The sequence below is a fragment of the Cohnella rhizoplanae genome (assembly GCF_948329515.1).
Classification (GTDB): Bacteria; Bacillota; Bacilli; order Paenibacillales; family Paenibacillaceae; genus Cohnella; species Cohnella rhizoplanae.
Map to the genome: position 1 here is coordinate 53,847 of NZ_CAOJCN010000028.1, position 11,399 is coordinate 65,245.

The 11,399-nt window shown below is 62.3% G+C and carries 7 protein-coding genes; all 7 read left to right on the plus strand.

Translation table 11 applies throughout. From position 1 onward, the window contains the following. The first annotated feature begins 130 nt into the window (after positions 1-130). The 7 genes from PQG80_RS25730 (at position 131) to PQG80_RS25760 (ending at position 11,012) form a co-directional block, all read left to right on the plus strand. Positions 131-1,843, plus strand: a complete 1,713-nt coding sequence (locus PQG80_RS25730) for a glycoside hydrolase family 3 protein (RefSeq protein ID WP_271754575.1) — start codon at positions 131-133, stop codon at positions 1,841-1,843. Positions 1,844-2,128: 285 nt separating this feature from the next. Further along, positions 2,129-3,913 carry a sensor histidine kinase gene (locus PQG80_RS25735; protein ID WP_271754576.1) on the plus strand — a complete coding sequence of 595 codons (1,785 nt, stop codon included), beginning with the start codon at positions 2,129-2,131 and terminating at the stop codon, positions 3,911-3,913. Positions 3,914-3,919: 6 nt separating this feature from the next. Next, entirely contained in the window at positions 3,920-5,461 is a 1,542-nt protein-coding gene (locus PQG80_RS25740; protein WP_271754577.1) for a response regulator, read from the plus strand. A 1,055-nt stretch (positions 5,462-6,516) separates the two neighbouring features. Further along, positions 6,517-7,881 (plus strand): ABC transporter substrate-binding protein, encoded by a 1,365-nt coding sequence (locus PQG80_RS25745; protein ID WP_271754578.1) that lies wholly within the window; start codon positions 6,517-6,519, stop codon positions 7,879-7,881. A gap of 269 nt (positions 7,882-8,150) precedes the next feature. Beyond that, positions 8,151-9,059 (plus strand): carbohydrate ABC transporter permease, encoded by a 909-nt coding sequence (locus tag PQG80_RS25750; RefSeq protein WP_432432810.1) that lies wholly within the window; start codon positions 8,151-8,153, stop codon positions 9,057-9,059. Positions 9,060-9,183: 124 nt separating this feature from the next. Continuing rightward, complete coding sequence (locus PQG80_RS25755; protein WP_271754583.1) at positions 9,184-9,957, plus strand: carbohydrate ABC transporter permease; 774 nt, start codon at positions 9,184-9,186, stop codon at positions 9,955-9,957. Positions 9,958-9,983: 26 nt separating this feature from the next. Beyond that, entirely contained in the window at positions 9,984-11,012 is a 1,029-nt protein-coding gene (locus PQG80_RS25760; protein ID WP_271754581.1) for a glycoside hydrolase family 88/105 protein, read from the plus strand. The last annotated feature ends 387 nt before the right edge of the window (positions 11,013-11,399 follow it).

An 11,399-nucleotide genomic window follows, 5' to 3' on the forward strand; every position in this document is an offset into this window, starting at 1 on the left:
CAGTCCGACCGATAACAAAAATGGATATTTTACAGTAGGCGCGCCTTCCTCTTCCGGTCCATACTGATGACGAACGCATTCATAGCGCAAGGGCCGGCACGCCCGGCATGCTTGGAAGGGGAGAGTACCAATGCTTGCGAACAACGATAATTCGCTTCGCGACGTCAAGCTCGCGGACTTGTCCGTCAGGGAGAAAATCGGCCAGACCGTCGTCCTGCTGTCGGGGCGGGCGCAGGAGATCGAGAAGCACGGCAGCCTGGAGGCATTTCTGGAACGCTACCCGGTCGGCGGCTTCTTCGTCGGCGCGGAGATCATCAAGGACGTCATGACGAGCAACGGCTTCGAGCAGGTGAAGGAGGCGACGGAGCAGTACCGGGCGGCAACCCGAATTCCGCTCATCTTCGCCTCGGACCTGGAGAACGGCTGCGGCAGCATGATTCCCGGTCTTACGAAGCTGCCGTTCCCGATGGCGCTGGGCGCGACGCGCAGCGAGCAGCTCGCCTACGACTACGGCAAGGCCACGGCGCTCGAGGCAGGCCTCGCGGGCGTGAACTGGACGTTCTCCCCGGTCGCCGACCTGAACGTCAACCGCTTCAATCCGATCACCGCCATCCGGGCGATCTCCGACAAGCCGTCGTGGGCGATCCCGCTGCTCAAGGCCGTGGTGCGCGGCATGCAGGATCACGGGCTCGCCGCGACCGCCAAGCATTTCCCCGGCGACGGCGTCGATTACCGCGACCAGCATATGACGACGACGGTCAACTCGCTATCCCGGGAGGAATGGCTCGCGCAGCACGGCGCGGTGTTCCAGGCGCTCGTCGACGACGGGCTCGCGTCCATCATGACGGGGCATATCGCGCTCCCCGCGTTCCAGTCGGAGACCGCGCTCGGCGGCCGCTACCTGCCCGCGACGCTGTCGGCGGAGCTGAGCGACGGGCTGCTGAAGCGCCAGATGGGCTTCAAGGGCGCCATCGTCAGCGACGCGCTCATCATGGGCGGCTATCTGAAGTGGTACGAGCGCAACGAGGCGTACCTGCATACGCTGAACGCGGGCACGGACATGCTGCTGTGGCCGGAGCTCACGTACTTCGAGACGGCGGAAAGGGCGCTCGAGACGGGCGCCCTGACGATGGAGCGGCTGGACGACGCCGTGGAGCGCGTATTGCAAATGAAGCGGCGGTTTGGCGTACTGGCGTCGGGCGGCGAGGCGCCGGAAGCATCGGCGCGCAGCGAAGCTTCGGCAGCGCGGGAACCGGCATACGCGGTGAAGGCGACGGATCCGGCGGCTGAGCCCCTCGGACAGGCCGACATCGCCGCCTTCGCCGAGCGTACGGCGCAGCGCGTCGCCGAGGGCGGCCAGACGCTCGTCCGCGACGAGAACGGCCTGCTGCCGCTGGCGCCCGGTGCCGTCCGCAAGGCGCTCATCATCGGCATCAGCCCGTCGGCTGCCGACTACGAGGACCTGATCACGCTCAAGGAGGCGTTCGAGCGGCGCGGCGTCGAGACGGAGCTCATCCGCAACGTCTGGTACGAGGACCTCATCACGCGTGAGCCCGGGGTCGACTTGATCGTCTACGCGCCGATCCTGCGCCAGCATCGCCCGATGGGGCCGCTCGCCTTCAGCGCCGAGGAAGCCTCCGCCTGCTGGAGCGCCTTGACCGCCGGCAGGGACAAGACGGTCGTCGCCGCCTTCGGCTCGCCGTACGCCATCGCCGACTACTTCGACATGGCGCCGGTCGCCGTGAACGCCTACAGCAACGTGCCGGCGTCCCACGAAGCGTTCGTGCGCGCCCTGTTCGGCGAGATTCCGTTCGCGGGCGTCGCGCCGGTGGACAACCTGTAATTCTTCATCCGCAAGCCGGCCGAGCGCCGGGGCCCCGATGCCCCGGCGTTTTTTGGCGCGCGGCGCGGTCGCCGCGGATTCCTCTGAATTTTTAACATTTATCCCTGAATCTTCACCTGGGCACGGCTCCGCGTTCTGGTACGATAGAATAAGAGGACCGCATACGGGCGCCGGCGCTTGATCGGATGCGTAGCCCGGCGTGCAGTCCAATGCGTAGAAATGGTTAAGGACCGGCGCGCCCCGCCGCGGACGGCGCCGGTCCTCCCGCGAAGGAGCTTTTTCGACATGCGTACACGGTTCGGGCTCGGCTATTACCGCAACATGCGGATACGCAACAAGCTGTCCTTGCTCATCGCGCTGATCGTGGCGCTTTCCTTTTCCGCGACGCTGCTCGTGCAGCAGTACGCGTTTTCCATTTACGACAGCCAGATCTACACCAAGTCGTCGCAGGTGCTGAATCTCTCCTCCTCCGCCATCGAGGCGGAGCTGAAGCGCATCCGTCAGATCTCGTACAACGTGACGGCGGACGGGCAGGTGCAGTCGCTGCTCAAGAAGATCTCGAACCCCGACACGACCGACTATGACCTGCTGCTGCTGCGCCGCGATCTCGTCGACCGGCTGCTGAACTACACCGGCACCGAGCCTTACCTGTATTCGATCCAGCTGTTCGACGCGCTAGGCCACGAGAACGCCGCAGGCAATATCAAGGCGCTGAACGACGCGAAGATCGGCGATCTCCTGGCCCGTTCGGACGAGGCGGAAGGCGAGCAGGTGCTCCTGTATCCCGACGAGAGCGACAGCGCGCTGGTCGCGGCCAGGCAGGTTCGCGCCTACGAGAATACCGACTTCAGCCTCAAGCGGCTCGGCATGCTCGTCATCCGGATCAATATCGAGAAGATCGTGCGGGAAAACGCGCCGGCCGACGGCGAGCTGCTCATCCAGTCCGGCTCCGACATCGTGTACCCCGTCCATCCCGCGTACGCGGAGGTCCGGCTTAACGAGGGCGGGGAGCGCTTCGGCAGCGGCTATTTCATCGGCCGCTTCGGCGGCGAGCGGTACTTCGTTTCCCATATCGAGTCGGCGAATTCGGGCTGGATGTATTTCAACGTGACGCCGTTCGACCGGATCTTCGAGCGCATCATCTTCATCAAGGAACTCGTCGTGTTCGTGTTCATCGGCATTCTCGCCATCGTGATCGCCTGGGGCTTCCGCTTCTCGCGCAGCATGACGCGTCCGATCGACGATCTCATCGCCCGCATGCGGCTGGCGGAACGGGGCAACTTCGAGGAAGCGAACCTGCTGTCGATGGACACGGCCAGCGTGCCGCGGGACGAGGTGGGGCTGCTGCACCGGTCGTTCCGCATCATGATCGAGCGGATCAACACGCTGATTACCGAGAACTTCAAGAGCCGGCTGCTGGTTAAGGAGACCGAGTTCAAGGCGCTGCAGGCGCAGATTAACCCGCATTTCCTTTACAACACGCTGGAGTCGATCAACTGGATGGCCAAGATTAACCGGCAGCCGCAGATCTCCCAGATGGTCGAGGCGCTTGGCCACCTGCTCCGCAATTCCATCTCGCTCGGCGATCCGCTCATTCCGCTGCGCGAGGAGCTTGCATTGGTGGAGAGCTACGTGACGATCCAGAAGTTCAGGTTCGAGGAGCGGCTCGAATTCGAGACGGACGTTCCGGAGGCGCTGAAGGGGCGGTTGATCCCCAAGCTGTCGCTGCAGCCGCTGCTCGAGAACGCGATCAACTACGCGGTGGAGCCGTCGATGTCGCCATGCCGGATCGTCCTGCGGGCCAGCGCGTCCGAGGAGGGGCTGCTGCTCCTGTCCGTGGAGGACGCGGGTCCGGGGATGGACCCGCGCATGCTGGAGCGGCTCCGCAGCGGGGAGGCCCGCGGGCAGGGCCGGGGAATCGGCCTCCTCAACATCGACGAGCGCATCAAGATCGCCTTCGGCGAGACGTACGGCATCCGGGTGGAGAGCGAGCCGGGGCGAGGGGCCTGCGTCACGCTGGCGCTGCCCGCCGAGGCGCCGGATGCCGACCCGATTCGAGAGGAGGCTTGACCTACAATGTATAAGGTGTTGCTGGTGGACGACGAGCGGCTCATTCTGGACGGAATCTCGCGGATCGTGGACTGGGCGTCGGCGGGCACGGCGCTCGCCGGGACGGCGCGCAACGGCGCGGAGGCGTTCGGGCGCATCGCGGAGCTCGAGCCGGACATCGTCATCACGGACGTCAAAATGCCGGTCATGGACGGTCTGCAGCTCGTGGAGCGGGCGCATGAAGCCTATCCGCGTATCCGGTTTATCGTGCTGTCCGGCTTCGGCGAGTTCGAATACGCGAGCCGCGCGATGCAATACGGCGTCAAGCATTACCTGCTCAAGCCGACCAACGAGCACAAGATCGCCGGCGCGCTGGCGGAGCTGATCGCGGAGCTCGACGAGGAGGCGCGGCGCGACGCGTTCGTGCGCCAGATGAAGACGGAGATGGATGCCGTCATGCCCCATGTCAAGGAGCAGTTCCTGAAGGAGTTCGTCACGAACAAAACGTTCGGCATCCGCGACTGGGACCGGTACCGGCAGCTATTCGCGCTGGATTACGACTACCGGGTCCGCCTGATCCTGTTCCAGCTGCAGACGCCGTTCGAATTCGAGCATCTGTTCGCGATCCGCAATATCGCGGGCGAAGTGCTCGAGCAGCCGCTCCTCAGCACGACGATCGGCGACCACGTGCTTCTCGTCGTCCGGGACGAGGACGGCGGCGACCTGCAGCAGCGGTTGCGGCGCATACGGGAGATCTTCCAGCGCTACTATAAATTGAAGGCCACGGTCGCGCTCAGCGAGCCGGACCATATTACCAACGCGCGCGGCTTGTACAGGGAGACGCTGTCCTGCCTCAACTACGGCTTCTACGTCGAGGAGGGCAGCTTGATCACCCGCAAGGACACGCTTCTGCCGAGCCGGGACGACGCGTTCTCCTATGACGAAGAGCGGCTGTGCATGGCCGTGCGCTCCGGACATCTCGAGGAGGCGGAGGCCGCGCTCGCCGAGTTCATCGGCGGCTTGAGGGAGGCCCAGCTTGATATCGGCGTCGCCAAGTCGTATGTCCTCCAGCAGTTCGTCGCGCTGATCAGGCTGTGCGAGCCGGGTCGGATGAGCCTTTACTACGGGCAAATTCCGGCGCTGGTCGAGATTACGACGCTGCATGCGATCGAACATTTCCTGGAGCAGGCGGCCAAAGAGATCGCGCAGTGGAACTACGAGCAGAACGTGGGGAGGCATAGCGCCATCGTCCGCAAGGTGATCGCGATCGTCGAGGACCAGCTCGGCAATCCGGAGCTCTCGCTGGGCTGGGTGGCGCAGGAGATGCTGTACATGAACGCCGATTATCTCGGCAAGCTGTTCAAAAAAGAGACCGGCGAGAAGTTCTCGGGCTACGTGACGCAGTCGCGCATCAAGCGGGCGATGGCCGATCTCGCTGCCGACCCCGACTTGAAAATATTCGAGCTGGCCGAGCGGCTGGGCTTCGGCGACAACCCGCAGTATTTCAGCCAGATCTTCAAGAAATACGCGGGTTGCACGCCGTCGGAGTATATCAAGAGCTTGGGATGATGGCGGGTCGCGGCGTGCCCTGGTGGAGCGGGTCGCGCCCATCGCACCTGAATGGTGCTATGGCGCTCCTGCCTGCTGTGCCCTGGCGGGTCGCGCTGCTCTCTTAGCACCTATATGGTGCTAAGGCGCTCCTGTGCGACATGCCCTGGCGGACTGCGCTGCGCCCATAGCACCTAAATGGTGCTAAGGCGCTCGTGTGCGACGTGCCCTGGTGGACCGCGCTGCGCCCATTGCACCTGAATGGTGCTATGGCGCTCCTGCCTGCTGTGCCCTGGCGGGTCGCGCCGCGTCCATAGCACCGAAATGGTGCTAAGGTGCTCCTGTGAGACGTGCCCTGGCCGACCGCGCTGCGCCCCATTGCACCTGAATGGTGCTATGGCGCTCCTGTGCGACGTGCCCTGGTGGACCGCGCTGCGCCCATAGCACCTGAATGGTGCTATGGCGCTCCTGCCTGCTGTGCCCTGGCGGGTCGCGCCGCGCCCATAGCACCTGAATGGTGCTAAGGCGCACCTACCCGCGGCAGTCGTCACTACATGCACATCAATTGTGCATGACGAGGAAGCGAGCCGCGACGGGGGCAGCCTGCAGCACGATCATGCACAAAAATTGTGCATGACGGAGTCGCGCGGAGGTGTTAAGTTCGGCGAGCATGCGGACATGCACATCAATTGTGCATGACGAGGAAGCGAGCCGCGACGGGGGCAGCCTGCAGCGCGATCATGCACAAAAATTGTGCATGACGGAATCGCGCGGAGGTTGTTGAGTTCGGCGAGTAAGCGGACATGCACATCAATTGTGCATGACGAGGAAGCGAGTCGCGACGGGGCAGCCTGCAGCGCGATCATGCACAAAAATTGTGCATGACGGAGTCGCGCGGAGGTGTTGAAGGTCGAGGTGGAAGTCGCGATCCGCGTCGCCGCAGCACATTCCACAACTCTGTTTTTTATACAAACACCTCTGTTTTTTGAGTTAAAATCCTCCTTCGGAAACGCAATAATAGTAAATGTAAGCACTATCAATCATCGAAAGCATCGATCCTGGGGGAGGAACGAAATATGAAAAAAATCACGACGACGCTGGTCGCCGCGAGCTTAATGATCGGCCTTGCGGCCTGCGGGTCCGGTAACAACGGCGGCAACGCGAGCAATGCGGCCGCGTCCGGCAGCGCCGGCAGCACGGGCAGCGCAGGCAGCAGCGCAAGCGCGACGGCCAAAACCGACGACAAGCCGGTCACGGTACGCGTGGCCTGGTGGGGCGGGCAGTCGCGCCACGACTACACGCTTAAGGTCATCGACATGTACGAGAAGCTGCACCCGAACGTGACGATCGAGCCGGAGTACGCGGCATTCGACGATTATTGGAAAAAGCTCGCGCCGCAGGCGGCCGCCAACCAGCTGCCCGACGTGATCCAGATGGATATCTCGTACCTGAATCAGTACGCCGGCCGCAATCAGCTGGCCGATCTGACGCCGTACACCGAGAGCGGCAAGCTCGACGTGAGTTCGGTAGCCGAGCCCACGCTCGCCGGCGGCAAGATCGACGGCAAGCTGTACGCCATGAACGCGGGCTCCAACGCGCTCACCATGATGGTCGACCCGGCTATGCTGAAGTCGCTGGGCATCGAGGAGCCGGCCGCGGACAAGGGCTGGACGTGGGACGAATTCGCCGCGCTCGGCGACAAAGCGAAGGCAGAGGGCAAGCTGTTGTTCAGCGACCTGCGTCACGACGTGTTCTTCCCGTTCTACCTGCGCGGTCAGGGCCAGCTGATGTACGCGGCCGACGGCACGAAGCTCGGGTACGACGACGACAAGTTCTTCATCGATTACTACACGAAGTATCGGGAATGGTACAACAAGGGCTACACGATGTCGCTCGATAAGCTGTCGCAGAGCAAGGGGACGCCCGAGGAGGATCTGGTCGCGCTCGGCACCGCGCTGTCGTCCAACCAATGGTCCAACCAGTTTATCGGCATCTCCACGGCGGCGAAGCGCGAATTGGACCTGCTGCCGGTACCGGGCTGGGATTCCAACAAGGCGCTTTTCCTGAAACCGAGCATGTACTTCACCGTGGCGAATTCGTCCAAGGTAAAGGATGCGGCGATCGACTTCATTAACTACTTCATCAACGACGTCGAAGCGAACAAGGTCATCCTCGGCGAGCGCGGCGTGCCGGTATCGTCCAAGGTTCAGGAAGCGATCCGTCCGAACCTGACGCCGGAGCAGACCAAAGTATTCGACTACGTCGCTTGGGCCGAGAAGAACAGCAGCGAGATGAACCCGCCGAACCCGGTCGGCGCCGTCGAGGTCGACGCGCTGCTCAAGGCCGAGGTCGAGAAGATTCTGTATAAGCAGGTCACCGTCGAAAAGGGCGCCGCGGAGTTCCGCGAGAAGGCCAACGCCATCCTGGCGAAAAACAAGTAAAAGAAAGGGCTCTCCGGGCAACGGAGCGGCCAGAGCCGGTTCCGGCGCGAGCATTCGCGCGGGGCCGGCTTTTTGCCGTCCGTGCGATTAGCGTCCAACCGCCCAAGCGTGCAAGCAGATCGGCAGCGGGGATTTCAGAAGACGACGCGCTTAGCTTGGGAGGCCTGTTTTTTGAACAAACTCCTCGGTTTTTTGCCTTCTGGTTTCCGGCCCGAAATTTATAATGAAAGCATGAGGTATACGCTTACATCTACATCCAGATTGGAGTGATCAAGTTGACAAAGTTCCGGGAAAACAACCACTTGGTCGGTTACCTGTTCACCGCGCCGTTTATTATCGGCTTCCTGATCTTCACGATGTTCCCGATGCTCGCTTCGCTGTATTACTCGTTCACCGACTACAATCTGTTCGAGGCGCCGAATTGGGTCGGGTTCGACAACTATAAGACGATGTTCTCCGGCGACGACCAGTACTGGAAGTCGGTGCGGGTCACGTTCACGTACGTGCTGGCGAGCGTGCCGCTGCGGCTGGCGTTCGCGCTGGCGGTGGCGATGCTGCTGAACAAGGCGATCGGCGGCATCGGCCTGTACCGGTCGGCGTACTATCTGCCCTCGCTGATCGGCGGCAGCGTCGCGGTGTCGATCATGTGGACGCAGGTGTTCGGCGACAAGGGGCTGCTCAACTCGTTCCTCGGCCTCCTGGGCATCCACACGACCACGTCGTGGATCGGCTCGCCGGGCACCGCCATCTGGACGCTGATCGCCCTGTCGGTCTGGCAGTTCGGCTCCTCGATGCTGATCTTCCTGGCCGGCCTCAAGAGCATCCCGGCTTCGCTTCACGAAGCCGCCAATGTAGACGGCGCCGGCGCCGGCCGCCGCTTCTTCAAGATCACGCTGCCGATGCTGAGCCCGATCATCCTGTTCAACCTGATCATGCAGACCATATCGGCGTTCATGACCTTCACGCCTGCCTACGTCATCTCCCGCGGCGAAGGCGGACCGCTCGACAGCACCCTGCTCTACTCGCTGTACCTCTACAAACGCGCCTTTCAATTTACCCAGATGGGTTACGCCTCCGCGATGGCTTGGGTCATGCTGCTGACGGTCGGGGTGATCGCGCTGATCCTCTTCCAGACGTCCAAGTACTGGGTCCACTACGAATCGAAGGGAGAGAGCTAAGATGGCGGTTCCGGCAAAAGCGTTGTTGGCCAGCGGTCCCGCGTCAACAAAACGTACGGCGTCTTCGGCGAAAAAGTGGAAGCCCTACGCGTTCCATCTCGTCATCGGCCTCCTCGCGCTCGTCATGATCTATCCGATCCTGTGGATGATCTCAAGCTCCCTCAAGCCGAACGGCGAGATCTTCTCGCAGGCGTACAACCTGATCCCGAGCCGGCTCGCCTGGGAGAATTACCGGAGCGGGTGGGCGGGCTTCGCGGGCAACACGTTTACGACCTTTTTCAAAAATTCGCTGATCATCGTCGTGATCTCGACCATCGGAGCGGTCGCCTCCTCGGCGGTCGTCGCCTACGGCTTCGCGCGCATCCCGTTCGCGGGCAAGGGCTTCTGGTTCGGCTGCATGATGATGACGATGATGCTGCCGCACGACGTTACGATGATTCCGCAGTACGTCATGTTCTCCAAGATCGGGTGGCTGTCGTCGTTCAAGCCGATCATCGTGCCGCAGTTCTTCGCGATTCCGTTCTTCGTATTCCTAATCATGCAGTTCATCCGCACAATACCGCACGATCTCGACGAGGCGGCCAAGATGGACGGCTGCAGCAAGTACGGCATCTTCTTCCGCATCGTGCTGCCGCTCATCGTGCCGTCGCTCGTCACAGCGGCGATCTTCTCCTTCTACTGGAGATGGGACGACTTCATCAACCCGCTGCTGTACCTGAACAACCCGAAGCTGTATCCGGTATCGCTCGCGCTCAAGCTGTTCCTAGACGGCGACTCGATCAACAACTGGGGCGGCATGTTCGCGATGGCCACGCTGTCGCTCGTTCCGATCTTTGCCATATTCTTCATCTTCCAACGCTATATCGTAGAAGGCATCAGCACCAGCGGTCTCAAATAATGTACAGCGCAAAAGGGGGAGAGAACATGCCAGCATTGCAATACGACGAGGCGGAGGTGCGCGCCGCGATCGACCGCGTGGTCGACCGGACGTTCCGCATGGACTTCAATTGGGATTGGCCGGCCGGCGTCGCCTTCTATGGCGTATGCGAAGCTTACGAGGCGACAGGGAACAAGGCGTATCTGGAAAAGTTAAAGGCGTGGGTCGACGAACAGCTGGAGGACGGCATTCCCAAGTTGACGGTCAACGCGGTTTCGGTCGGGCATTCGCTGCTGACGCTGCACAAGGCGACGGGGGAGCAGCTGTACCTGGACAAGGCGTCCGAGATGGCCGAGTTTCTGACGCATGAAGCGGTGCGCTTCGGGGACGGCATCTTCCAGCACACCGTCAACTCGCATCAGTACGACTTCCCGGAGCAGGCATGGGTGGACACGATGTTTATGGCAGGCTACTTTCTGCTGCGGGTCGGGCACCTGCTCGGGCGCCAGGACTATATCATGGACGGCATTCGCCAGTACCACGGCCACGAGAACTGCCTGCAGGACCCGCGGACGAACCTGTACTACCACGGGTGGGACAACGTCGGCGGCTCGCATATGTCCGGCGTATTCTGGGCGCGCGGCAATGCCTGGGCGGCGCTGACGATGGCGCGCGCGCTCGATCTCGTCGACGTGCATCACGCGTCGTTCATGATCATCGAGGGCTCGCTGCGCGATCAGCTGAGCGCGCTCGTGCGGCTGCAGGACGAGGAGACGGGGCTGTGGCACACGGTGCTCGACGATCCGTCCTCGTATCTCGAGACGTCAGGCTCGGCCGGCATCGCCGCCGCGCTGCTGTCGCGCGGGCGTCTGTACAACAAGTACGTCAACCGGTCCGTGCGCGGCATTCTGGATCGGGTCACCGAGGACGGGATGGTCTCGGGCGTATCGGCCGGCACCGCCGTCATGCGCGACGTGCAGGGCTACAAAGACACGTCGGAGAAACGCATCCAGGGCTGGGGTCAGGGGCTCGCGCTGGTGTTCCTGTCGTCGCTGCTCGCGCGGCAGGAGTGGTGAGGCGTCCAGCGTCGGGGGAGGCGGGTGCATGGCAAAAGGCCCCGATAGCGGCAAGCGCGCTTCAAACGATGAGGCGCCTGAAGCCGCGGGCGCTCTAACCGTGGCGACTCAGCGACTCAGCAGTGCCGCGCTGTCGCGGTAACGGCTCACGGCTCTTGGCTCACGGATTTTAGCTCACGGCTCTTGGCTCACATGGCGCGTGCAGATAACTGCATTTATGCAGTTATTCTCTCATCGGATCGGCCATTTTCTCGAAATAGATGCAAAAGCGCATCTAATGGAATGGCCGCTATTTAGCCCCCTAATCCCTTTGGACACTTTCTCCGACTCGAATTAAACTATAAAGAGCGGAGGAAATGTCGGTGAAAAGACGTTTTTACGGAACGG